Source organism: Nocardioides xinjiangensis (assembly GCF_017916385.1).
In the GTDB taxonomy this organism is placed as follows: domain Bacteria; phylum Actinomycetota; class Actinomycetes; order Propionibacteriales; family Nocardioidaceae; genus Nocardioides; species Nocardioides xinjiangensis.
The window spans coordinates 1,630,999-1,653,245 of the sequence record NZ_JAFMSW010000001.1 but is presented as its reverse complement, the minus strand read 5'-3'; the positions used below and the strand labels follow the sequence as shown (position 1 = coordinate 1,653,245).

At 73.8% G+C, this 22,247-nt stretch carries 18 protein-coding genes; 12 read left to right on the top strand and 6 right to left on the bottom strand.

Going from position 1 to position 22,247, the window contains the following annotated elements:
• Positions 1 to 127: 127 nt before the first annotated feature.
• The gene (locus J3P32_RS07840) at positions 128 to 3,157 is read left to right on the top strand and encodes an amidase family protein (protein WP_210439253.1); all 3,030 of its coding nucleotides are present in this window, start codon (positions 128 to 130) and stop codon (positions 3,155 to 3,157) included.
• Positions 3,158 to 3,213: 56 nt separating this feature from the next.
• On the opposite strand, the gene J3P32_RS07835 is transcribed toward J3P32_RS07840, so the two are convergent.
• Complete coding sequence (locus J3P32_RS07835; protein ID WP_210439252.1) at positions 3,214 to 3,900, bottom strand: pirin family protein; 687 nt, start codon at positions 3,898 to 3,900, stop codon at positions 3,214 to 3,216.
• 17 nt (positions 3,901 to 3,917) lie between these two features.
• On the opposite strand from J3P32_RS07835, the gene J3P32_RS07830 reads away from it, so the two are divergent.
• The 5 genes from J3P32_RS07830 (at position 3,918) to J3P32_RS07810 (ending at position 10,790) form a co-directional block, all read left to right on the top strand.
• Positions 3,918 to 5,264: a GH1 family beta-glucosidase gene (locus J3P32_RS07830; protein ID WP_210439251.1), complete on the top strand. Its 1,347-nt coding sequence runs from the start codon at positions 3,918 to 3,920 to the stop codon at positions 5,262 to 5,264.
• Between the two features lie 163 nt (positions 5,265 to 5,427).
• Positions 5,428 to 6,498, top strand: a complete 1,071-nt coding sequence (locus J3P32_RS07825) for a sulfotransferase family protein (RefSeq protein WP_210439250.1) — start codon at positions 5,428 to 5,430, stop codon at positions 6,496 to 6,498.
• Positions 6,498 to 7,436, top strand: a complete 939-nt coding sequence (locus tag J3P32_RS07820; RefSeq protein WP_210439249.1) for a glycosyltransferase family 2 protein — start codon at positions 6,498 to 6,500, stop codon at positions 7,434 to 7,436. Before J3P32_RS07825 ends, J3P32_RS07820 begins: the two co-directional genes overlap by 1 nt.
• Entirely contained in the window at positions 7,433 to 9,223 is a 1,791-nt protein-coding gene (locus J3P32_RS07815) for a hypothetical protein (protein ID WP_210439248.1), read from the top strand. The genes J3P32_RS07820 and J3P32_RS07815 overlap by 4 nt, the downstream gene beginning before the upstream one ends.
• 4 nt (positions 9,224 to 9,227) lie before the next feature.
• On the top strand, positions 9,228 to 10,790 hold the full coding sequence (locus J3P32_RS07810; RefSeq protein WP_210439247.1) for a glycosyltransferase family 2 protein: 1,563 nt from the start codon (positions 9,228 to 9,230) through the stop codon (positions 10,788 to 10,790).
• A 45-nt stretch (positions 10,791 to 10,835) separates the two neighbouring features.
• On the opposite strand, the gene J3P32_RS07805 is transcribed toward J3P32_RS07810, so the two are convergent.
• The 3 genes from J3P32_RS07805 to J3P32_RS07795 form a co-directional block, all read right to left on the bottom strand.
• Positions 10,836 to 11,960, bottom strand: coding sequence for a nucleotide sugar dehydrogenase (locus tag J3P32_RS07805; protein WP_210440694.1), 1,125 nt, complete (start codon positions 11,958 to 11,960; stop codon positions 10,836 to 10,838).
• A gap of 137 nt (positions 11,961 to 12,097) precedes the next feature.
• A complete protein-coding gene (locus tag J3P32_RS07800; RefSeq protein ID WP_210439246.1) occupies positions 12,098 to 12,817 on the bottom strand; it encodes a hypothetical protein in 720 nt (239 codons plus the stop codon).
• A gap of 31 nt (positions 12,818 to 12,848) precedes the next feature.
• Complete coding sequence (locus J3P32_RS07795) at positions 12,849 to 13,574, bottom strand: hypothetical protein (protein ID WP_210439245.1); 726 nt, start codon at positions 13,572 to 13,574, stop codon at positions 12,849 to 12,851.
• Positions 13,575 to 13,692: 118 nt separating this feature from the next.
• On the opposite strand from J3P32_RS07795, the gene J3P32_RS18160 reads away from it, so the two are divergent.
• The 3 genes from J3P32_RS18160 to J3P32_RS07790 all read left to right on the top strand — a co-directional run bounded on the left by J3P32_RS18160 (position 13,693) and on the right by J3P32_RS07790 (position 15,379).
• Positions 13,693 to 13,824, top strand: coding sequence for a hypothetical protein (locus J3P32_RS18160; RefSeq protein ID WP_282593972.1), 132 nt, complete (start codon positions 13,693 to 13,695; stop codon positions 13,822 to 13,824).
• A gap of 371 nt (positions 13,825 to 14,195) precedes the next feature.
• Positions 14,196 to 14,330 carry a hypothetical protein gene (locus tag J3P32_RS18155; RefSeq protein WP_282593971.1) on the top strand — a complete coding sequence of 45 codons (135 nt, stop codon included), beginning with the start codon at positions 14,196 to 14,198 and terminating at the stop codon, positions 14,328 to 14,330.
• A 50-nt stretch (positions 14,331 to 14,380) separates the two neighbouring features.
• The gene (locus J3P32_RS07790; RefSeq protein WP_210439244.1) at positions 14,381 to 15,379 is read left to right on the top strand and encodes a beta-ketoacyl-ACP synthase III; all 999 of its coding nucleotides are present in this window, start codon (positions 14,381 to 14,383) and stop codon (positions 15,377 to 15,379) included.
• A gap of 264 nt (positions 15,380 to 15,643) precedes the next feature.
• Here J3P32_RS07790 and J3P32_RS07785 read toward each other — a convergent pair whose 3' ends face one another.
• Both J3P32_RS07785 and J3P32_RS07780 read right to left on the bottom strand, forming a co-directional pair.
• Positions 15,644 to 17,731, bottom strand: coding sequence for an NADPH-dependent 2,4-dienoyl-CoA reductase (locus J3P32_RS07785; protein WP_210439243.1), 2,088 nt, complete (start codon positions 17,729 to 17,731; stop codon positions 15,644 to 15,646).
• Positions 17,728 to 18,267, bottom strand: coding sequence for a PadR family transcriptional regulator (locus J3P32_RS07780; protein ID WP_210439242.1), 540 nt, complete (start codon positions 18,265 to 18,267; stop codon positions 17,728 to 17,730). The genes J3P32_RS07785 and J3P32_RS07780 overlap by 4 nt, the downstream gene beginning before the upstream one ends.
• A gap of 109 nt (positions 18,268 to 18,376) precedes the next feature.
• Between J3P32_RS07780 and J3P32_RS07775 the strand changes: the two genes are divergently transcribed.
• From J3P32_RS07775 to J3P32_RS07765, 3 genes are read left to right on the top strand one after another with little or no spacing between them, the layout of a single operon-like run.
• A complete protein-coding gene (locus tag J3P32_RS07775) occupies positions 18,377 to 19,525 on the top strand; it encodes a CaiB/BaiF CoA transferase family protein (RefSeq protein WP_282593970.1) in 1,149 nt (382 codons plus the stop codon).
• Positions 19,522 to 20,736: an MFS transporter gene (locus tag J3P32_RS07770; RefSeq protein WP_210439241.1), complete on the top strand. Its 1,215-nt coding sequence runs from the start codon at positions 19,522 to 19,524 to the stop codon at positions 20,734 to 20,736. The genes J3P32_RS07775 and J3P32_RS07770 overlap by 4 nt, the downstream gene beginning before the upstream one ends.
• A 43-nt stretch (positions 20,737 to 20,779) precedes the next feature.
• Positions 20,780 to 22,228, top strand: coding sequence for a flavin-containing monooxygenase (locus J3P32_RS07765; RefSeq protein ID WP_210439240.1), 1,449 nt, complete (start codon positions 20,780 to 20,782; stop codon positions 22,226 to 22,228).
• Positions 22,229 to 22,247 lie beyond the last annotated feature (19 nt).

Sequence of the window (22,247 nt, the reverse complement as noted above, 5' to 3'; positions counted from 1 at the left end):
ATCGGTATGACGCCGACGCGGGTTGAAACGTTACATGGGCGAAACGGATGCCGTCGACGGCCGTCACGTGCGGCTCATAGACAGGCAGCGCCTTCATCCCCCGTCCCCGAGAGGCGCTCGATCCCACATGTCCTTCTGCACACCCGGGCGCCGCGCCGCCCGCCTGGTCGCCCTCCCGGCGATCACGACGGTCGCCGTCGGCACCCTCGCCGTCACGCCCGCCTCCCAGGCGCTGACCAGCGTCGCCACCGCCAACGGTGCGACCGTCAACATCAACGACGCCCGCCGCCCCGGCCTGGACACCGGCTCGATCCGCAACGTGAGCGGGTCGCGCCTGGAGGGCTTCGGCAACATCTTCGTCCACGTCGACGCGCCCGCCGGCGAGGAGCCGCGGATGAACGACCAGATGATGCGCGGCTTCGGCCTGACCGCCACCACGCCCGGCTCGTACGCCTCCACGAGGTCGGTGCGCCTCGGGGACGTGCTGATGACCCGGAAGGTGCAGGTGGCCACGGCGCGCAGCACCACGAGCTTCTTCGACACCTTCACCAACACCTCGACCGAGCCGGTCACCCTCGACGTGTCCTTCGGTGGCTCGCTGGGCTCGGGCCTGACGTCCACGACCAGTCCCAACAAGGCCACCATCAGCGCCTCGAGCAGCGGCGACGCTGTCGTGGGTCCAGCCGACACCTGGGTCACCGCGACCACCCCGGGCAACACCCGCCCGACCGGCGTCGTCGTCGGGACCGGGGTGACGCAGCTGGGCGACCAGCAGTCGAACCCGTTCGAGACGGCGTACGTGCCGACCGGCAGCCGCGCCAACGACCTGGGCTTCGTCCGGACGCTCACCATCGAGCCCGGCGCCACCGAGTCCCTCATGCAGTACGTCGTCGTGGGCGCCCTCGCCGACACCACCCAGATCACCGCCGACACGGCGGCGCTGGCGGCCACCCCGGACCTCTCGACGCTCACCATCGACGAGATCTGCACCCTGCAGAACGTCGACCTCGCGGCGTACGCCGCGGCCTGCGCCGGCGCGGAGCCGCTGCAGCTGCCGGCCGCCGACGTCGAGGTCGAGCACACCACCGACGTGGCCTACGACGTCACCGGCAAGACCATCGCCGAGCTCCAGGCCGACATGGTCGCGGGACGGGTCACCTCCGTGCAGGTCACCAAGGCCTACCTCGACCGGATCGAGGCGTACGACGACGGGGCCCTCGGGTTCCACTCCTTCATCACCGTCGCCAAGGACGCCGTCGCCCAGGCGCTCGCCGCGGACGAGGCACGCCGCGGCGGTCGCACCGGCGACCTGCTCGGCATCCCGATCGCGCTCAAGGACATCTACGACACCAAGGACATGCCGACCTCCGGCGGCACCCTCGCGCTCAAGGACTGGGAGCCGAAGAAGGACGCCTGGCAGGTGGCGAGGCTGCGCGAGGCCGGCGCCGTCATCATCGGCAAGACCGTGCTCTCGGAGTTCGCCAACTCCGGGTCCTTCAGCGAGAGCGGCTTCAAGCAGGTCTGGAACGCCCTCTACCCGTCCAAGACGTCGTTCGGCTCCAGCGGCGGCTCGGCCACCGCGGTCGCCGCCGACCTCGCGGCCGCGGCGATGGGCACCCAGACCGGCGTCTCGCTCTACGCGCCGTCGACCGGTGCCGGTCTGACGACCTTCCGCGGCACCGACGGCCTCGCCAGCACCAACGGCGTCATGCCGCTCACGTGGGCGACCGACTACGCCGGCCCGATGGCCAAGTCGGTCACCGACGTGGCGTCGCTGCTGGACGCCACCTCGACGCAGGCGACCGGCAACAACCCCGACGACCTGCTCACCAGCCGCGTGGACAACAGCCTGCGGCCGGTCGAGTGGAAGTCCTCGCTCGAGGCGGGTGCGCTGCAGGGCAAGGTCATCGGCTACGTGCCCACCGCCTTCGCCTCGACCGCGATCGTCGACGACAACGCCGGCGCGGTCGCGCTCGCGGACGCCCGGGCCGCCATCGAGGCCGCCGGCGGCACCCTCGTGGCGCTGCCCGCAGGTGCCGCGACGGCGCCCACCAACCCGCCGGCCGTCGGCCCGACCTCGGGCAGCGCCGGCTCGGAGGGCTGGGAGCGCTACATCGCCGAGGAGCGTCCGGCGACCTTCCCGATGACCGCCGAGCAGCTGCTGGAGAACCAGGCCAACCTGCCCTACAACGTCTCCAGCAACTACACCTACAGCCCGATGGACGACACCAGCGTCGCCAACCTGCTGGCCCGGCGCGACGCGTACAAGGTCAACGCCGACGCGTGGATGGACACCGCGTTCGGCCGGTCGGTCGACGCGGTGGTCTACCCGGGCTTCCTCTCGAGCGTCGGCAACAACGACGCCGCGTCGGCGATCATGAGCTCCGACCGCGCCTCGGGAGTGATCACCCAGGGCATCGGCCTGCCGACCGCGATCCTGCCGGTCGGCGCCAACGACGAGGGCCAGTCCAACAGCGTGCAGATCGTCGGCCGGGCCTGGGACGACGCCGCGGTGCTCGGCTACGCGTACGCCGTCGAGCAGCAGGCGAAGGCCGCGGTGCGCACCGACTTCGCCCCGGCCCTCGCCTGGAGCGGTCCGGCGGCGTCGACCACCTCGGTGCGCCTCGCCTCCACCGCGACGGCGTACGGCACCGCCACCACGGCCACCGTCACCGTCGCGGCCGACCCCGCGGCCACCGGCTCGGTCTCCGTCGAGGTCGCCGGCACGAGCGTCACCGGCACCCTCGCCGGCGGCACGGCAACCGTCACCCTGCCGGCCGGCACGCCGGTGGGCACCCACCTCGTCACCGCGTCGTACGCCGGCTCGCCGACGGTGGCGCCGAGCGCCGCGACCGCGACGCTCAAGGTGGACAGGGCGGCACCGAGCATCACCGCCGCGCTCGTGAAGTCGAGGATCAAGGTCGGCACCAAGGCGAAGGTCCGGGTCGCGGTCGGCGGCGTCGGCGCCTCGACCGTCCTGGTCCACGTCGGCGCCGAGGTGGTCCGCACCCGGTCGGTGACCGGCCGGAGCACGATCACCCTGCCCCGGCTGAAGGCCGGCAAGCACAAGATCCGGCTCCAGGTGGTCGCGGGCGAGCAGCACGCCGCAGCCACCAGCAGGACGCTCCGCCTGAAGGTCGTCCAGCGGCGGAGGTAGTCCATGCGGTCCGCTGGTCGAGGAGGTCGCCCTCCTCGACCAGCGGCCGCGGCCGGTCAGGCCGAGAACGACCAGACCAGCAGCTCGGCCGCCGCGCTCGCGGTGACCACCCGCCCGGGCTCGCCCTCGATCCGGAACGCGTCGCCGTCGCCGAGCGAGGTGCCGGCGAGGTCGACGGATCCCGTCGCGGCGAAGACGTGCTGGCGCGGGTCCTCGGGCAGCGTCACCGACTGACCGGCCGCGAGCCGTGCCACGAGCAGTCGCGCGCCCGACGCCCCGATGGGGAGGCCGTCGCCGCCGACCACCTCGGTCAGGCCGCCGGAGCCGGGCGTCGGCGCCTCGCCCACGACGTACGACGGCTGCCCGCCCGGCTCGCTGGGCCGCAGCCACGCCTGCACGAAGCGGCAGCGTCCCGACCCGGCGTCGGCCACCTCGCTGTGCCGGATGCCGGCGCCCGCCGAGAGGACCTGGGCCCGGCCCGCGTCCACCACGTGGCGGGCGCCCGTCGAGTCGGTGTGCACCAGCGACCCCTCGAGCACCCAGGTGACGATCTCCAGCTCGGAGTGCGGGTGCTCGCCGTAGCCGGCGCCCGGGTCGAGCAGGTCGTCGTTGTGGCACACCAGCGGGCCGAACCCGAGGTTCGCGGGGTCGTAGTGCGGGCCGAAGGAGAAGGAGTGCCGGGTCAGCCGCCCCGCTCCGGCGGAGGACGACCTCCGCGAACCGGCGTACAGGGCGACTGCCATGCCGATATCTTCGCTCAGTGCCCCCGCATGACTTCCCCCTGCTCCCACCGGGCTTCCGGTTCGGGACCAGCACCGCGAGCTACCAGGTCGAGGGCGCGGTGGCCGAGGACGGACGCGGGCCGAGCATCTGGGACACGTTCACCGCCGAGCCGGGGCGGGTGGCAGACGGCACGAGCGGCGAGGTCGCCTGCGACCACTACCACCGGGTGGACGAGGACGTCGCGCTGATGGGGGAGCTCGGCACGGGCGGCTACCGCTTCTCGGTCGCGTGGCCGCGGGTCCAGCCCACCGGCCGGGGGCCCGTGAACGAGAAGGGCCTGGCGTTCTACGACCGGCTGGTCGACACGCTGCTCGCCCACGGCCAGCAGCCGATGGTCACGCTCTACCACTGGGACCTGCCCCAGGCGCTCGAGGACGACGGCGGGTGGCTCAACCGCGGCACTGTCGAGCGCTTCGCGGAGTACGCCGCCATCGTGGGCGCGCGCCTCGCCGACCGGGTCGAGCACTGGATCCCGGTCAACGAGCCCAACGTGGCCTCGCTCCTCGGCTACGGCCTCGGCAAGCACGCGCCCGGCAAGGCGCTGCTCTTCGACTGCCTGCCCGCGGCCCACCACCTGCTCCTGGCGCACGGACGGGCCGCGATCGAGCTGCGCCGGGCGGGCGCGACGTCCGTCGGCTGCGCCAACAACCACGCGCCGATCTGGCCGGCCAGCGACGACGACGCCGACGTCGGGATGAGCAAGATCTTCGACGCCCTGTGGAACGGCATGTTCCTCGAGCCGATGCTGCTCGGGCGCTACCCGGTCGACCTCGTGCCGCTCTTCGAGGGCGTGGCCGCCGACGGCGACCTGGCCACCATCCGCCAGCCGCTCGACTTCTACGGCGTGAACTACGACAACCCGATGAAGGTCGCCGCCGCCGACGAGGACGCGGAGGTGCCCTTCGAGCTGCGCGAGATCGTCGGCTACCCCACCACCGACGCGGGGTGGCCGGTCGTGCCCGACGCCCTGCGCGAGTGGCTGGTCATGTTCCGCGCGCGCTTCCGCGCGGCGCTGCCGCCCATCGTGATCACCGAGTCCGGCTGCAGCTACAACACGGGTCCCGGCGAGGACGGCGTCGTCGACGACCAGGCGCGCATCGACTACCTCCGGGCCCACGTCAACGCGGTGTCCGAGGCCGTCACGCGCGGCGTCGACGTCCGCGGCTACTACTGCTGGTCCTTGATGGACGACTTCGAGTGGGCCGAGGGCCACACCCAGCGCTTCGGCCTCGTCCACGTCGACTTCGAGACCCAGGCGCGCACCAGGAAGGCGTCGTTCCAGTGGTACGCCGACCTCATCAAGGCGCAGCCCCAGCACCTGTAGCCGGCTGCCTCCGGAGCGCCGGACCTCGCGAGGGTTCCGTGAGCTTCCGGGGGTCTGCATGCCACGGGAAGTTCGCAATCCCCCGCTCAAGCGGGGGATCCGGGGACCGGCCCCGCCCCCGGGCGGGTCAGTGGCGGTCGTCCCCACCGATAGTCTCTGACGCATGACGGAGCCGACCAGCCGACGGGTCGTGTTCGTCGTCGGCTCGGGACGCAGCGGCACGAGCACGATGGCCGGCACCCTGCGCACGCTGGGGCTGCACGTGCCCCAGCCCGAGGTCGTCGCCGACGCCACCAACCCCAAGGGGTTCGGCGAGCCGCGCTGGGTCGTCGACCTCCACGCCGAGCTGCTGGCGCGCAGCAACGTCCAGGTCTCCGACGCCCGCCCGCGGGCCTGGCTCGACACCGGCACCACCAGCGGCGACCACGCCACCCGCGCCCGGGTGACCGCCTGGCTGGAGGAGCAGCTCGCCGTCGGCAACGAGCTCGTCATCAAGGACCCGCGCGCCGCCTGGTTCCTCGGGCTGTGGCGGGCGGCGGCCGACCGCTGCGGCGCCACGTCGTCGTACGTCACCATGCTCCGGCCGGTCACCGAGGTGGTCGGCTCCAAGCAGACCTACTACGGCCGCATGGGCGCCGGCTCCGACCGGGGCGCGGTCACCCGCACCGCCGCCTGGGTCAACATGATGCTGCACACCGAGCGCGCGACCCGCGGCCAGCAGCGCGCGTTCGTCCACTACGCCGACCTCCTCGACGACTGGACGCGGCCGGTGTTCGCGCTGGGCGAGGCGTTCGACCTCGCGGCGGTGAAGACGGCCATGGCCGTGGACATCGCCGAGGTGCACCGCTTCATCGACCCCTCGCTGCGACGCGTCACGATGACGTGGGACGACGTCCCCGTGCCCGACCGGCTGCGCGAGCTCGCCGACGAGACCTGGCACGCCCTCGACGCCCTCGCCGCCGACGACTCGGCCGAGCTGCAGCAGACCTGCGACCAGCTGCGGGCGGCCTACGCCGAGCAGTACGCCGAGGCGGAGGCGTTCGCGCACTCGACCGTCGTCGCGCAGCGGCGGGCGGCGGCGACCGAGGCGGCACGAGGTCCGGCGGAGCGGCAGGGTGCCGCGCGCAGCGTCGCCGACCGGGTGCCCCACGCCGTCCGCGCCATGGTGCCGCCAGCCGCCCGGCGAAGGCTGCGGAGGGCCGTGGGCCGGGAGCGCCCCCGGGGCCAGGCCTGATGCCCGACATCGTCTCCCTCGAGGGAGACCCGGCGTACGACGTCACGTGGCCGTGGACCTCCGGCGAGCCGCTGGCGCCGGGGCTGACCTGCGTGTTCCGGGTGCGCAACGAGGCCCGCAACCTGCCGTGGGTGCTGCCCCCGATCCTCGCCGCCGTGCAGCAGGTGCTGCTCGTCGACAACGGCTCCGACGACGGCACCGCCGACGTCGCCCGCGAGGTCGCCGAGCGGTGCGGCGCCGTGGACCGGCTCACCGTGCTGGACTACCCGCACCGGGTCGCGCGCGCCGGCAGCGAGCACCTGGCCACGCCGGCCACGAGCGTGCACTCGCTGACGCACTTCTACAACTGGTGCTTCTCGCACGTCCGCACGACCTACTCGATGAAGTGGGACGGCGACATGGTGCTCACCCCGGAGGGCACCGGCATCCTGCGCGACCTGTCGTGGCAGCTGCAGGCGACGCGCGCGATCGTCGCGATCCCGCGCCACCCGCTCACCGTCGTCGACGAGCGCACCGGCTGGCTCGACCTCTCGCTGCGCTTCCTCGAGCCGTGGGTCTACCCGATGGGTCCGGAGTTCACCTTCGTCAAGGCCTTCGACTGGGAGCTGCGGGAGTTCCCGCCCGGCGTCGAGCGGATCGTGCTGCAGCAGGGGCTGGTGCTCGAGGTCAAGTGGCTCGACGCCGACGAGTACGCCCACTGGCGACGCGACGGCGTGGACTTCACCAACACCCGGCTCTACCGCAAGCTGCGCGAGTTCGAGGTCGACGAGGCGATCCGCACGGGCGACCCGGAGGCGCTCGGCGGACTGGTGAAGGTCACCGCACCCGAGGGCGTCCACATCATCGACCACGTCAGCCGCGACTGGCTCTGGCGCCAGCCGCGTCCGCTCGTCCAGCACTCACTGCCGGCCTCGCTCAAGGAGCGCGCGCGACCGTGAACCCGCCCGCCCAGCACCCCCTCCACGACCTCCGGCTCCCCGGCCCGACGCTGGTCCTCGTCGACGACTCCGACGGCCTCGCCCTCGACGCGCTGCGCGGCGTCGAGGACGTCCCGGGCATCGAGCCGCGCGTCGTCACGCTGTCCTCCCTCGACGGGCCGCTCAAGGGCTGGGGCTCGGTGCTGGTCGTCGCCGCCGACCGCGCTCGGCTGCGCCGGATGGCGAGCGCCGTGCCGCTGCTCGGCCAGTGCAAGGCCGTCGCGTGCTGGCTCACCGACGCCCCCACGCCGTGGGTGCTCGTGCCGCGCCCGGAGTGGCCGCGGCTGGTGCACCTCGCCGCCCGCGAGGCCGGCGACCGCGGCGTGCTCACCGTCGCCCGCTTCGCGTCGGGGGCGCGGGCCCAGCTCGTGGTGATGGAGATGGCCCGGCAGGCCGCCGGGCCCGGCGAGACCACCCACGGCGGACTCGTCGTGTCCTACGCCGGCCGACCCGCCGCGCCCGGGCTCGACGCCCGCTCGGTCCTGCTGGCCGACGTCGCCGACGCCGGCGACGGCGCGCGCGACGTCCCGCCCGACGTGGTCGTCGCCAGCCGCGGTGGCGAGGTGGCCGAGCACCACGTGATCGACCGAGCCCCGACCGTCGTGACCGACCCCGGCCCGGAGCCCGTCGACGAGCTGGTGTTCAACCCCGTCGGCTTCCGCAAGGACTGGGACCACCCCGTCGTCGACCTCGCCCGGCTCGTCACCGGCTCGGGACGCGGACCGGTCACCGAGGACGTCGTGGCGGCCGCCCGCGCCTTCCAGGCCGTACGCCTCCCGACCGACACCCGCACCGCCGACCTCCTCGCGCTCGCGAGCGCCGGGGTCCCCCTGGTCACCTCGGGCGTCCTCGACGTCGCCCCGCCGCTGGCCGAGGCGCTCGACGCCGACGTCGACCTCGACGACCCCCTGCGTCGCGAGGAGCACAGCCTCGCCGTGCGGCGCGCCGCCTTCGACCACCACTCCACGCTGGCCTGGCGCTCCGCCCTCGCCTCGCGCGCCGGGGTGCGCCACGTCGCCCTCCCGCCGGTCAGCGCGCTGCTGGCGACCCGGCGCCCGGAGATGCTCGACTTCGCGCTGCGACAGGTCGCGCGCCAGCGGGGCGCGGAGGTCGAGCTGGTGCTGGCCGCGCACGGGTTCGAGCCCGACCGCGACGCCGTGCGCCGCGCGCTCGGCGACCGACCGCACCAGGTCCTCACCTTCGACGCGTCGGCGTTCTTCGGCGACGTGCTCACCGCTGCCTCGCGCGCCGCGTCGAGCGAGGTGCTGCTCAAGGTCGACGACGACGACTGGTACTCGCCCGACGCCGTCCACGACCTGCTGATGGCGCGGCGCTTCTCCGGCGCCGACGTCGTCGGGATGCCCTCGGAGTTCGTCTACCTGCACCGCGGCGACCTCACCGTGCGACGCAGGCACCCCTCGGAGGTCTTCGCGCGGTTCGTGGCCGGCGGCACCCTCCTGCTCGAGCGCGGCCTGCTCCGCTCGCTCGGCGACTTCCGGCGCGTGCGCAGGTTCGTCGACGCCCAGCTGCTCTCCGGGGTGGAGGCGGCGGGCGGACGGATCTACCGCACCCACGGACTGGGCTACGTGCTGCGCCGCACCGGCGAGGGACACACCTGGGTCCGTGACGACGAGGAGTTCCGCCGACCTGACATCGTGGCCTCCGAGTGGGAGGGGTTCCGGCCGAGCCGGGCGCTGGAGGCCGACCCGCTCGACCGACCGGTGTCGGTCACGACGGATGGGGGGTGAGTCGGTGCCGCGGCAGCCTGTGGTGCGCCACAACGACTGGGGCAGCCTGACGCCGCCCGCCCTCGGCGACTGGGAGCCGCGGCTGGCGGTGAGCGTCGTCGTGCCGACGTTCAACTACCAGCGCACCCTGCCCTACGTCCTGGCCGGCCTCGCCGCCCAGTCCTACCCCGCGCACCTGCTCGAGGTCGTCGTCGTCGACGACCAGAGCTCACCTCCGCAGGAGCTGCCCGAGGTGCGGCCGGAGAACACCACGCTGGTGCGCGTCGAGGAGGGCTGGGGCCGTGCCAACGCCTGCCACCTCGGTGCGCTCGCCGCCGGCGGCGACGTCCTGCACTGGTACGACGCCGACATGCTGGCCTACCGCGAGGAGGTCGAGGCGCACGCCCGCTGGCACCACCTGGTCGACTACGCCGTCCCCGGGGGCCACAAGCTGTTCGTCGACCCGACGTCCCTGCTTGAGCTGGACCCCGCGACCGTCCGCGACCGCGTCGCCGCGGGCGGGGCCGGCGACCTGTTCCCCGGGCTGGAGCACGAGCCGCACCAATGGGTGGAGGACTACTGGGCGAAGACCGACGACCTCCGCACCGCCGGTCCGCGGGCGCAGCGCTACCACATCGGCATGACGGGCTCGGTGACCAAGGCGCTCTACCTCGACTCCGAGGGCTTCGACCGCACGCTGCGCCTCGGCGAGGACATGCACCTCGGCCACGCGCTCGCCCAGGCCGGCGGCGTCTTCGTCGTCGACCGGGAGGCCCGCAGCTGGCACCTCGGTCGCTCCCAGGTGCTCCGACGGGCCGAGCAGGTCAACCGCTTCAACGACCCCTACCTCGCCGACCTCGTGCCGACCATGCGGCCCAAGCGCAACAAGCGGGGCCGGGCCTACCAGGTGCCCTACCTCGAGGTGGTCCTCGAGGCCGGACCCGCCGACCAGACCATCCGGGTCGTCGACTCGCTGCTCGACGGCGACGTCCCCGACCTGCGGGTGACGGTGGTCGGGCCGTGGTCCTCGGTCCACGACGACCGGGTCCAGCCCGTGGAGGACCCGGTGCTCGAGACGCGGCTCGTGCACCGCTCGTACCTCCACGAGCCGCGCGTCCGGCTCGTCGAGGCACCCGCGGTGTCCGACGCGGAGTTCGTGATGCACCTGCCGGACGTCTCGCTCGCGCCGCTCCCCGCGGCGCTGGGAGCCCTGCTCGACGACCTCGAGCGCACCCACCACGGCGCCCGCCTGCTGTCGTACGCCGACGGCGCGCTCGCGCGTCTCGAGCGCACGTCGGCGTCGGCGCGGGTGGCGCGCCTGGCCGGCCCGGGCGACGACCGCGAGGCGCTGCTCGAGGAGTCGTTCGGGGTCAAGACCTACCCGGCGACGGACGTGGGCTGGGTCCCCGCCGACCAGCGCGTCGTCGAGCGGTTCACCCTCGGGGCCCGTCCGCCGATGGACCCGGACAAGTCGGAGAACCGGCTGCGCAAGGCGCTGCGCAAGGCCGACGAGGCCGCCCCCGCGCTGCCGACCGAGCCGCCCGCCGACGGCGAGCACAAGCGGGGCCTGTTCGGCCGCCGCCGCTGACGCGTCGCCGGACCAGCCGACCCGTCGGACACCGCCGTTCGCCGGTCAGTCGCCGCCGAACAGGTCGCGCGTGTAGACCTTCTCGCGCACGTCGTGGAGCTCCTCGACCATGCGATTGGCGACGATGAGGTCCGCCCGCTCCTTGAAGCCGTCGAGGTCGTCGACGACCTCCGAGCCGAACCACGTGTCCTCGCCGAGCTCGGGCTCGTAGACCACGACCTCGACGCCCTTGGCCTTGAGCCGCTTCATGATCCCCTGCACCGAGGACTCGCGGAAGTTGTCCGAGCCTGCCTTCATGATCAGCCGGTGGATGCCGACGACCTCCGGGTTGCGGTCGAGGATGTCGAAGGCGATGAAGTCCTTGCGGGTCGTGTTGGCGTCGACGACCGCCGAGATCAGCGTCTGCGGGACGTCGGAGTAGTTGGCGAGCAGCTGCTTGGTGTCCTTGGGCAGGCAGTAGCCGCCGTAGCCGAACGACGGGTTGTTGTAGTGCGTGCCGATCCGCGGGTCGAGCCCGACGCCGTCGATGATCTGGCGGGTGTCGAGCCCGCGGGACAGCGCGAAGGAGTCCAGCTCGTTGAAGTACGCGACCCGCATCGCGAGGTAGGTGTTGGCGAAGAGCTTGATCGCCTCGGCCTCCGTGGGCTCGGTGAAGAGCACGGGCACGTCGTCGGCGTCCGCGCCCTTGACGAGGAGCTCGGCGAAGGCCCGGGCGCGCTCGGAGTCCTCGCCCACGACGATCCGCGCCGGGTGGAGGTTGTCGTGCAGCGCCCGCCCCTCGCGCAGGAACTCGGGCGAGAAGATGACGTCGGGGATGCCCAGCCGGACGCGGACGTCCTCGATGTAGCCGACCGGCACCGTGGACTTCACGACCATCGTCGCGTGCGGGTTGATGCGGTGCACGTCGCGCATGACCGCCTCGATCGAGGAGGTGTCGAAGTAGTTGGTGACCGGGTCGTAGTTGGTCGGCGTGGCGATGATGACGAAGTCGGCGCCGGCGTGCGCCTCCTCCGGGTCGGTGGTGAAGGTGAGGTCGAGGTCCTCCTCGGCCAGGAACCGCGAGATGTCCTCGTCGTGGATCGGGCTCTGGCCGGCCTTGAGCCTCTCGATCCGGGCGGCGTCGAGGTCGAGGCCCACGACGATGTTGTGCCGGGCGAGCAGCACCGCCATGGAGAGGCCGACGTAGCCGAGGCCGGCGACGGAGATCTTCGTGGTCACGGCGTTCAGTCTGCCGCACGTGGCCGGCCGGGAGGTGAACTCCGGGCGCACCTACCGAACCTGGGCGGTGAGCGCTCTGCGGCCGGCTCTCACCCGTCGGCCTGCGGCGGCTCGGGCAGCACCGCGAACCACGGCTCGGACCAGCCCGAGACCCGCAGCGTCCCGGTGACGAAGGCGTCGCGGGGGAGGACGACGCGCCGGCCCGTGGCCGGGTCGTAGGCGGTGAGGCGGTCGGCGCTCGCACCGACGACCAGCACGACGTGGCGGGGCAGCAGCCGGTTGCCGACGAAGAGCGGGACGGCGTGACCGGTGCCGACGCTCACGGCGACCTCGTCGAACGCCTCTCCGCGCCGGCGGGGTGAGATCGTCCGGACGCGGTGCCTGGTCCCGGGCGGCGTCGTCCCACCAACCAGGCTCAGCTCGCGGGCCAGCGACCACGGCGCGGTGCCGTACCGGCGCGGCCACGGGACCTGGAGGTGGCCGTCGGCGTCCGCCCAGTGGCTCGTGCGCGCGTGAGCGGCCAGGGCCTCGTCGGCGAAGCGGCGCTCCGGCGCGCGCACGTCGCGCCGGCTCCCGCCGGCCTCACCCGTCGCCAGCCACCGGGCGTACGACGGGTCGCCGAGCATCCGCGCCACGACGAGGCACGCGGAGCCGCAGGTGGTCCGGTCGGGCTGGACGAGTCCTGCCACCACCACGCGCCGGCCCGCGCCGAGCGGTGCCGGACCGGCGACGACCGGCGGCCGCCCGGGCCCCGCCCACCGGGCGAGCGCGACGCGCAGCCAGGTGATCGTGGCCTCGAGCAGCCGCACGGTCCATGTCTACCGCTCCACCGGCTGGGGCTCAGCCGCGGTCGGCGGAGTTCCCGGTCACCACGACGTAGAACCGCTTCCGGGTGCCGTCGGTGGTGACGCTGCCGTCGCTGTTCCGCGGGCTCACCACGAGGTGGTTGGCGTTGCCGGTGCCGGGGGGCGCGCAGTTGACCACGCCGGGCTGGCACATCGCCGCGGTGATCTCGCCGGAGAACTCCGGGTTCGCGTCCGCGCCCGCGGCGCGGCCGTTGGTGATCGAGTCGCCGTTCTGGTCCACCGTGTTCTGCAGCGCGACGACGGCGAGGATGCCGTTGTCGGCCAGGTTCTCGCCCGCGTTGATGTAGACATTGCCGTTGGCGCGGAGCCCCGCGGTGTCGGCGCCGGACGGCGCGAGGGTCGGGTAGGCGGCGGTCACCGAGAACCCGCCCGACTGCGCCACGATCGCCCCGGTCGCGTCGACCAGCGCCCAGCGTCCGACGCCGGCCGGGCCCTGGGGACCGGCGGGGAGCTGGCCGGCCGAGAAGTCCTTCGACTTCAGTGACCCGTTGCGGACCTTGTTCGAGCCGATGACGCCGTTCTTCAGGTCGCGGCCCTTGAGGGTCCGGTCCTTGACGTCTCGCGACTGGACGGAGTCGTTGCGGATGTCGGCGGAGCCGATCAGACCGGTGGCGTACGAGGTCCCGGTGGAGGCCACGACCAGCGCCATGACCGAGACGGCCATGGAGGGGGACGGGCGGCGGAGAGCGGGGAGGCGCATGTGCGTGTGACCCTTCGTCGGCGGGGCCGCCCGGACCGGCGGCTCGCCGGTGCTTCGGAGTGGCCCGCGTCACGGATGGGTGGGGATCACCCTTGCCGCTGCTGGGTACGGTCGGGGCATGGGTATGGCGAAGAAGATCGCGGCGCTCGGCATCGCGAAGAAGGTCTACGACGAGGCGCGCAAGCCGCACAACCAGGCCAAGATCAGGGCGGCCATGCAGAAGGTGCAGGAGCGCCGCAGGCCGCGCTGATCCGCTCGGGGCCCGACCAGGGGCCTCGGTCCGGCAGAGCCTGCAGAGCTCGTCGCCCTCGGGCGGGCGAGCGCCGTTCATGGCGGCTGCTCGCGCGGACGGGTCGCGCCGCGTGCGAGCAGCCCGGCGACGCCGCCCGCGCGTCCCTCTGGCGCTGCCGGACGTCCGCCGTGGTCCCCCTCCTTCGGGTAACGCCTCGAGACGTGCACTCCCGCCCCCACCGGTGGGGGCGGGAGTGCCGTCTTGGCGGCGTTACCCGCGCGGGGGCGGCTCGGGGGCGGCTCCGCGCGGGGCGGCTCGGCGCGGGCTCGGCCCATCACAAGGGGTGACCGGCCGTTGCGCGAGCGCTGCCGGCGGCGTACCACTGACGGATGACCACCACACCGAGCGAGCCCGAGGTCGAGCCCACGGTCGTGCCCTCCGGCGACCCCGACGTCAGCCCGATCGACCCGGGTCAGGTGCCCGACTCGCCGATTCCGGAGACGCAGCCGGACGGTCCGCGCTAGCCGGCTGGCCGATTCGTACCGCTGCCCGTGCCCCTGCCTATGCTCGCGCCATGACGATCCAGCAGTCCACCGACCTCACCCACGCCGCGATGCTCGGCCTGGGCGTGTTCCGCCCGGAGCGGGTCGTCACCAACGACGAGATCTGCGAGGTCCTGGACTCCTCCGACGAGTGGATCCAGACGCGCTCGGGCATCCGCACGCGGCGCTTCGCGGGCGAGGACGAGACGCTCATCGGCATGTCGACCGCCGCCGCGGAGCGCGCCCTCGCGGCCGCCGGCGTGGACGCCGCCCAGCTCGGGTGCGTCATCGTCGCGACCTCCACCCATCCGGAGCACACCCCGGCCGCGGCGCCGCAGGTCGCGACCAACCTCGGCATCACCGCTGCGGCCTTCGACATCTCGGCCGGGTGTGCGGGCTTCTGCCACGCGCTGAACCTCGCCGCCTCCATGGTGCGCGCCGGCGCCGAGACGTACGTCCTCGTGGTCGGCGTGGAGCAGCTCAGCCGGTTCATGGACCCGACGGACCGCGGCACCGCCTTCATCTTCGCCGACGGCGCGGGCGCCGTGGTCGTGGGACCGTCCGACGCCCCGGGCATCGGCCCGACCGCGTGGGGCTCGGACGGGTCGCAGGCGCACGTCATCACCCAGTCGCCCAGCTGCCTCGGCGGGCACGGGTCGACGGGCCACCCGGTCGTGCAGATGGAGGGGACCGCGGTGTTCCGGTGGGCGCCGTTCGCGATGGCGGACGTCGCCCACGAGGCGCTGCGCCTGGCCGGCGTCTCGGTCGACGAGCTCGACGCCTTCATCCCGCACCAGGCCAACCTGCGCATCACGCAGACCCTCGCGAAGAAGATCGACCTGCCCGACTCGGTCGCGGTCGCGACCGACGTCATCGACGCCGGCAACACCTCGGCCGCGTCGGTGCCGCTCGCCATGGAGGCGATGCTCCGCCAGGACGAGGCGTCGGCCGGCGACACCGCGCTGCTGATCGCGTTCGGCGCCGGCCTGAGCTACGCCGGCCAGGTCGTGACGCTCCCGCCGCTGGCCTGAGCCCGCGGCGCGGCCGATCCGCTCAGCCGCCGAACGATGACGCCCTCGTGCCGCCCGACGGCCCGCCTGGACTCGAGTCCTCGCCTCACCCCTGGGGCCGGGCTCCGCAGGCTCGACCTGCGCGGCGACCGGGATCCGTGAACAGTGGTACGACCACATCGGCAGGGGTTGCCCGGCGGGCCGGATCGTCAGGTGCGGCCCGCCGGTGCCGCCGGTGCACCCGGGCAGCGCTCGGGTCGGCGAGTCCGACACGCGCCCGAGGCTTCAGAGCGCCGCGACGACCTCGGTGCCCTGCCTGATGGCGCGCTTCGCGTCGAGCTCGGCCGCCAGGTCGGCGCCGCCGACCAGGTGCGCCTCGCGGTCCAGCGCGTCGTAGAGGGAGCGCACGGAGTCCTGGCCGGCGCAGACCACGATGGTGTCGGCCTCGATGACGCGCGCGACGCCGTCGACGGTGACGTGCAGGCCGTCGTCGTCGATGCGGTCGTACGTCGCGCCGCTGACCTGGGTGACCTGGGACTGCCTGAGCACCGCCCGGTGCGCCCAGCCCGACGTCCGGCCGAGGCCGATGCCGATCGGCGTGGTCTTGCGCTGCACGAGCGTCACCTCGCGGGCAGCGCTGCGTGGCTTGGGCTCGGTCAGCCCGCCCTCGTGGAGCGCGGGGTCGCCGACGCCCCAGTGGGCCATCCAGTCCTCCAGGTCCTCCTCCTCGTGCGTGAGGAAGACGCTCACGTCGACGCCGATGCCGCCGGCGCCGATCACGACCACGCGGCGACCCGGGACGACCGCGCCGCTCAGCACGTCGGCGTACGACGCGACGCGGGGGTGCTCGATGCCCGGGATGGCCGGCATCCGCGGCTCCACGCCGGTCGCGACGACGACATCGTCGAAGCCGGCGACGTCGTCGGCCGTCGCCTCCACGCCGAGGCGTACGTCCACCCCGAGCACCTCGAGCCGGCGACCGAAGTAGCGCAGCGTGTCGGCGAAGTCCTCCTTGCCGGGGACCTCCATCGCGAGGCGGAACTGCCCGCCGATCTCGGGCGACCTCTCGAACAGCGTCACCTCGAAGCCCCGCTCCGCCGCGGCCGTCGCGGCCGCCAGGCCGGCCGGTCCCGCACCGACGACCGCGAGGGTGGGCCGCCGCGCGACGTCATGCGGACCCGCACCCATGGGCGCGGCCTCGGATGACGCAGCGGAGGGGGCCGGCGCGCGCACCGACGGGACCGGCAGCAGCACCAGCTCGGTCTCCCGGCACGCGCGCGGGTTGACCAGGCAGGACGCCCGCTCGTTGCTGAACACGTGGTCGAGGCACGCCTGGTTGCAGGCGATGCAGGTGTTGATCTCGTCGGCACGCTCGTCCATCGCCTTGGCCACGAAGGCCGGGTCGGCGAGCAGCGGGCGGGCCATCGACACCAGGTCGGCCTCCCCCGAGGCCAGGATGTCCTCGGCGAGCTCGGGCGTGTTGATCCGGTTGGACGCGCAGACCGGGACGTCGACGACCTGCTTGAGCCGGGCGGTGCACGAGCGCCACGCCCCGCGCGGGACCTGCGTGATGATCGTGGGCACCCGCGCCTCGTGCCAGCCGATGCCGGTGTTGAACACGGTGACGCCGGCGTCCTGCAGGCGCAGCGCGAGCTCGGCGGTCTCCTCCCACGTCTGGCCGCCCTCGACGAGGTCGAGCAGCGAGATCCGGTAGACGATCGGGAAGTCCCCGCCGACCAGCTCGCGCGAGCGGCGGACGACCTCGACGGCGAAGCGCATCCGGCGCGCGGGAGAGCCGCCCCACTCGTCGTCGCGGTCGTTGGTGCGCGCGGCGAGGAACTGGTTGAGGAGGTAGCCCTCCGAGCCCATGACCTCGACGGCGTCGTAGCCGGCCTTGCGCGCCAGCGCGACGCTCCGGGCGAAGGCCGTGGCCGTGCGGTCGACCTCCCGGCTCGACATGGCACTCGGCGTGAACGGCGTGATCGGCGACTTGCGGGCCGACGCGCTCTGGGAGAGCGGGTGGTAGCCGTAGCGGCCCGCGTGCAGCACCTGCAGCGCGACCGCGCCGCCGGCGTCGTGCACCGCCCCGGTGATCCGCTCGTGGCGCATCGCGTGCAGACGGTTGGTCATCTCGGAGGCGAACGGCTTGAGCCAGCCGCGCTTGGTCGGGGCGTACCCGCCGGTGACGATGAGGCCGACGCCGCCGCGCGCCCGCTCGGCGAAGAACGCGCCGAGCCTGTCGATGTCCCACGGGCGGTCCTCGAGCCCGGTGTGCATCGACCCCATGACCACCCGGTTGCGCAGCGTCAGCGCGTCCGGACCGGCCCCGAGGGTCAGCGGCTCGAGCAGGTGGGGGTAGCGGGGGTGCGTCATGTGGCTCCTTCGTGGGCCTGCAGGTACTCGGTGATCCACTCGACCCAGAACCGCTCGAGCCGGATGCCGCCGCGCAGCACCAGCCACTGGTCGAGCCCGGGCCCGGCGAGCGACCCGGGGTCGGGGAACTGCTCGCGCTCGAGCGTCTCGTAGTGCGCGAGCCGGGCCGCGTGGTCGGCGCGGACCTCCACGAGGTGCGCGGCGAGCGTCGCGCGGTCGCCGTACGACGCTCCGCGCAGCTTCACGGCGAGCTCACTGCGGAAGGTCTCCGGCGGGATCGGCGTGGCCAGCCACTCGGCGAGCACCCGGCGGCCCTCCGGCGACGGCGTGTGGACCCGCTTGTCGGGGCGGCCCTCCTGCTCGACGACCTCCACGCTCACCCAGCCGTCGGCCTCCATCCGTCCCAGGACGCGGTAGATCTGCTGGTGGGTGGCGTGCCAGAAGAAGCCCAGCGACTTCTCGAAACGCCGGGTGAGCTCGAGCCCGCTCGCGGGGCGCTCGCTGAGCGCGACGAGGAGGGCGTGCTCGAGGGGCATGCCGGGCAGTGTGGCTCACCTATGCAACGAGTTGCAAGCCTTCGCTCGCGGCGTGGTCGGCGACGACGGCGCTCGCGACCCTGACAGCGCCGGTGTCATGATCGTCCGCATGGCGTACGAGCTGGGTCACGGCACCGGTCCGCTGCGGGGCGTCAAGGTGGTCGAGCTGGCCGGCATCGGGCCGGGACCCCACGCGTGCATGCTCCTCGCCGACCTCGGCGCCGACGTGATCCGCGTCGACCGCCCGGGCGGCGGCATGTTCTCCAGCGGCCGCTCGGACCTGCTCAACCGAGGTCGGCCCAGCGTCGCGCTCGACCTCAAGCACCCCGAGGCGGTGGCGACGGTGCTCGACCTCGTCGCGGAGGCCGACGTGCTCGTCGAGGGCATGCGGCCCGGCACCGCCGAGCGGATGGGCCTCGGCCCCGAGGACTGCTGGGCGCGCAACCCGCGCCTCGTCGTCGGGCGGATGACCGGCTGGGGCCAGGACGGCCCGTGGGCCTCTGCGGCGGGCCACGACATGAACTACGTCGCGGTCACCGGCGCGCTCCACGGGCTCGGCCAGGACCCGGACCGCCCGCACTTCCCGGGCAACCTGCTCGGCGACTTCGGCGGCGGCTCGACGTACCTCGTGATCGGCATCCTCGCCGCCCTCCTCGAGGCGCGCACCAGTGGCACGGGCCAGGTCGTCGACGCGGCGATCGTGGACGGCACCGCCCACCTCAACGCCATCGCATGGGCCTTCGCGGCCGCCGGGATGGCCACCGGCAGGCGCGCTGCCGGGCTGCTCGACGGCGGGGTCCCGTGGTACGACCTCTACGAGACGGCCGACGGCGAGCACGTCAGCCTCGCGGCGCTCGAGCCGCAGTTCTGGGCGGCCTTCGTGGAGCGCGTCGGGGCCGACCTCCCCGACCGCGACGACCCGGCCAACCACGCCGCGATCCGGGCAGCGCTGGCCGCGCGCTTCAAGGAGCGCACGCAGGCCGAGTGGGCCGCGACGTTCGACGGCACCGACGCCTGCGTCACGCCGGTCGTACGCCTCGCGGACGCGCCGCACCACCCGCACCTGGCGGCCCGCGGCACCTTCGTGGCCCCGGACGGGGTGGTGCAGCCGGCGCCCGCCCCGCGGTTCTCGCGCACCCGCGCCACCCTGGGCGCGCCGCCACCGCTCCCGGGCGAGCACACCCGCGAGGCGCTCGCGGCCTGGGGCGTGGCCGACGTCGACGCGCTGCTCGCCTCGGGCGCCGCGACCCAGGCATGAGGCCGTCGCCGGACGAGCGGCACGAGGCAGCCGGGGGAGCGCGCGGAGCGTGGAGGGCCCGCCTCGCCGTGCCGCTCGTCGTGGTCGCGCAGCTGCTCGGCACGTCGCTGTGGTTCAGCGCCAATGCCGCTGCCGCCGACCTCCGGGAGGTGTGGGCGCTCACCGACGACGACCTCGGCCGGCTCACCATCGCCGTGCAGTCCGGCTTCGCGCTGGGCACGGTCCTGGCGGCGGTGACCAGCCTGGCCGACCGCTTCCCGGCCAGCCGGATCTTCGCGGCCGCGTGCGTGCTGGGCGCCGCGAGCAACGCGGGGTTCGCGCTGCTGGCCGACGGCACGGGCGCCGGGACGGCGTGGCGGTTCGTCACCGGCCTGAGCCTGGCCGGCATCTACCCCCTCGGCATGAAGCTGGTCGTGTCGTGGGCTCCGGCACGGTCCGGCGAGGCGCTGGGCTGGCTCGTCGGCATGCTGACGCTGGGCACCGCCCTGCCCCACCTGGTGACGTCGGTCGGCGTGGGGTGGCCCTGGGAGGGGACCGTGCTCGCGTCCTCGGTGCTCGCCCTCCTCGCCGGGGCGGTGGTCCTGTCCCTCGGCGACGGCCCGCACCTGCCCCGGGGCAGGCGGAGCGGGTGGCGACCCGGCGCCGTGCTCGGAGCGTTCCGCCTGCCGGCCTACCGGGGCGCCGCGCTCGGCTACTTCGGCCACATGTGGGAGCTGTACGCCTTCTGGACCCTCGTGCCGCTGCTCCTGGCGGGCGTGCTCGACGACGGGGGTGCCCGCGTCAGCGGCTGGTCCTTCGCCGTCATCGGGATCGGCGCCGCCGGGTCCGTCGCCGGCGGGCTGTGGAGCCGCCGCGTCGGCGGTGTCCGCGTCGCGGCCACGGCGCTGACGGTCTCGGGCGTCTGCTGCCTGGTCTTCCCCCTCGCAGCACCCGCGCCGACGGCCGTCGTGCTCGCGCTGCTGCTCGTGTGGGGTGTCGCCGTCGTCGCCGACTCGGCGCAGTTCTCCGCGCTGTCGGCCCGGGCCTGCCCCCCGCACCTCGTGGGCAGCGCGCTCGCCATCCAGAACGGCCTGGGGTTCGGGCTCACCATCGGCGCCATCGCGCTCGGCACGGCGCTCGTCGGCGACCTCGGCGCCCACGTCTCGTGGCTCCTGCTCCCCGGCCCCGTGCTCGGGCTGGTCGCGATGGCGCGCGACCTCCGGCAGGTGTAACTCGCAGTTACGGATCGTCGTCCGCGTCGCCTAGGCTCGGGGCGTGACTGCTGTCGAGCACGTGGACGTGCTGATCATCGGAGCGGGCCTCTCGGGCATCGGCGCGGCGGCCCACCTCGCCAAGGACCTGCCGGGGACGTCGTACGCCGTGCTGGAGCGTCGCGCGGCCAGCGGCGGGACGTGGGACCTGTTCCGTTACCCGGGGATCCGCTCCGACTCCGACATGCACACCCTCGGCTACCGCTTCCGGCCGTGGCGCGGCGAGACCTCGCTGGCCGACGGCGCCTCGATCCTGCGCTACGTGCGCGACACCGCACGGGAGTACGGCGTCGACCGGCACATCCGCTACGGCCACCACGTCACCTCCGCCGCCTGGGACTCGGCCACCGCGCGCTGGACGGTGACGGCCGTGGTCGACGGCGAGCCGCGCACGACGACCGCGAACTTCCTGTGGGCGTGCAGCGGCTACTACGACTACGACCAGGGCCACGCGCCGCACTTCGCGGGCCGGGAGCGCTTCGGGGGTCGGCTCGTCCACCCGCAGCACTGGCCCGGGGACCTCGACCTCGCGGACAAGCGGGTCGTCGTCATCGGCTCCGGCGCGACCGCGGTGACGCTGGTGCCGGCGATCGCGGCGCGGGGCGCGGCGCACGTGACGATGCTGCAGCGCTCGCCGACCTACGTCCTGTCCGTGCCCGCCGAGGACGCGGTCAAGGCCCGGCTGACGCCGATCCTGGGCGAGGGCGCGTCGTACGCCGTCACGCGGTGGAAGAACATCGCGGTCCAGTCCGCGCTCTACAAGCTCAGCCGCTCGCGACCGGACCTCGTGCGCAGGATCGTGCGCAAGGCCAACGTCGCACAGCTGCCGCCCGGGTACGCCGTCGACACCCACTTCAAGCCGTCCTACGACCCGTGGGACCAGCGGCTGTGCCTGGTGCCGGACGGTGACCTCTTCAGGGCCATCCGGTCGGGTGCCGCCTCGGTGGTCACCGACCGCATCCAGACCTTCACCGAGACCGGTCTCGAGCTGACCTCGGGCGAGCGGCTCGAGGCCGACGTGGTCGTGACGGCCACCGGCCTGAACCTCCAGGTCTTCGGCGGCGCCGAGCTCAGCGTCGACGGCGAGGCCGTCAAGCTGCACGAGACCATGGCCTACCGGGCGATGATGCTCTCGGGCGTGCCCAACTTCGCCTTCACCATCGGCTACACCAACGCCTCCTGGACGCTGAAGGCCGACCTCGTCGCCGAGTACGTCGTCCGGCTGCTGCAGCGCATGCGGTCCACCGGCGCGCGCTCGGTCGTCCCGGTGCGCGACGAGTCGATGGCCGAGGTGCCGCTGATGGACTTCGACGCCGGCTACGTCCAGCGGGCGGTGCACACCCTGCCCCGCCAGGGGACGGCCGCGCCGTGGACGCTCAAGCAGAGCTACCTGCACGACGCCGTGGCGCTGCGCACCGCCCGGCTCGACGACGGCGTGCTGCGCTGGGCGTGACCTGTGACGCCCGTCATCC

What these genes read in the sequence shown, in the direction of transcription:
- J3P32_RS07840 (WP_210439253.1), top strand. Translation starts at nt 128, where the DNA reads ATGTCCTTCTGCACACCCGGGCGCCGCGCCGCCCGCCTGGTCGCCCTC.
- J3P32_RS07835 (WP_210439252.1), bottom strand. Translation starts at nt 3,900, where the DNA reads ATGGCAGTCGCCCTGTACGCCGGTTCGCGGAGGTCGTCCTCCGCCGGA.
- J3P32_RS07825 (WP_210439250.1), top strand. Translation starts at nt 5,428, where the DNA reads ATGACGGAGCCGACCAGCCGACGGGTCGTGTTCGTCGTCGGCTCGGGA.
- J3P32_RS07820 (WP_210439249.1), top strand. Translation starts at nt 6,498, where the DNA reads ATGCCCGACATCGTCTCCCTCGAGGGAGACCCGGCGTACGACGTCACG.
- J3P32_RS07805 (WP_210440694.1), bottom strand. Translation starts at nt 11,960, where the DNA reads ATGGCGGTGCTGCTCGCCCGGCACAACATCGTCGTGGGCCTCGACCTC.
- J3P32_RS07795 (WP_210439245.1), bottom strand. Translation starts at nt 13,574, where the DNA reads ATGCGCCTCCCCGCTCTCCGCCGCCCGTCCCCCTCCATGGCCGTCTCG.
- J3P32_RS18160 (WP_282593972.1), top strand. Translation starts at nt 13,693, where the DNA reads ATGGGTATGGCGAAGAAGATCGCGGCGCTCGGCATCGCGAAGAAGGTC.
- J3P32_RS18155 (WP_282593971.1), top strand. Translation starts at nt 14,196, where the DNA reads ATGACCACCACACCGAGCGAGCCCGAGGTCGAGCCCACGGTCGTGCCC.
- J3P32_RS07790 (WP_210439244.1), top strand. Translation starts at nt 14,381, where the DNA reads ATGACGATCCAGCAGTCCACCGACCTCACCCACGCCGCGATGCTCGGC.
- J3P32_RS07785 (WP_210439243.1), bottom strand. Translation starts at nt 17,731, where the DNA reads ATGACGCACCCCCGCTACCCCCACCTGCTCGAGCCGCTGACCCTCGGG.
- J3P32_RS07780 (WP_210439242.1), bottom strand. Translation starts at nt 18,267, where the DNA reads ATGCCCCTCGAGCACGCCCTCCTCGTCGCGCTCAGCGAGCGCCCCGCG.
- J3P32_RS07775 (WP_282593970.1), top strand. Translation starts at nt 18,377, where the DNA reads ATGGCGTACGAGCTGGGTCACGGCACCGGTCCGCTGCGGGGCGTCAAG.
- J3P32_RS07770 (WP_210439241.1), top strand. Translation starts at nt 19,522, where the DNA reads ATGAGGCCGTCGCCGGACGAGCGGCACGAGGCAGCCGGGGGAGCGCGC.